Raw genomic sequence first — 515 nt, 5'->3', positions numbered from 1 at the left:
GGCCCAGGCGGCCGCTGCCGCCAGCGCCACGGCCGGTGCCAGGTCAGACGGCCCGGTGGGGGAAGCGGCGGCCGCCAGGCGTGGCCGCGCCCCGGCGGCCTCCGGAGGTGAGGCCGCCGCGGACCCCTGCGCGGGCGGGATGCCGAAGACCGGCAGCAGCCGGGACGGCCCGCCCCGCAACATCGACCGCGGCAGCAGCGACAGCGGATCCAGATAGCGGTCCCCGCGCCGCAGCCCCCAGTGCAGACAGCCCGTCGGGCAGTGGAACGGTCCCGCTTCCACCACCCCGACCACCTGCCCCGCCGTCACCCGCGCGCCCTTGGGTACCGTGGCCCGCACCGGTTCGTAGGACGTCCGCAGCGGAGGGTCGCCGGTCCCGGACAGCTCGATGGTGAGCACCCCGCGCCTCGCGACCGGCCCCGCGAAGCTCACCCGCCCCGCGGCCGCCGCCCGCACCGCCTGCCCCGCCCGCGCCGCCAGATCGACCCCGCGATGCCCCGCCGCCCACGGCGCGG

1 protein-coding gene is annotated in these 515 nt (G+C 79.8%); it reads right to left on the bottom strand.

All coding sequences use genetic code 11. The features are described from left to right. Positions 1 to 515, bottom strand: a 515-nt coding sequence (locus tag EEJ42_RS30855; RefSeq protein ID WP_148082052.1) for a peptidoglycan DD-metalloendopeptidase family protein, incomplete at both ends; no start/stop codon positions are given.

Source organism: Streptomyces botrytidirepellens (assembly GCF_003721215.1).
GTDB lineage: Bacteria > Actinomycetota > Actinomycetes > Streptomycetales > Streptomycetaceae > Streptomyces > Streptomyces himastatinicus.
This window is presented reverse-complemented; position numbering and strand designations above follow the sequence as displayed.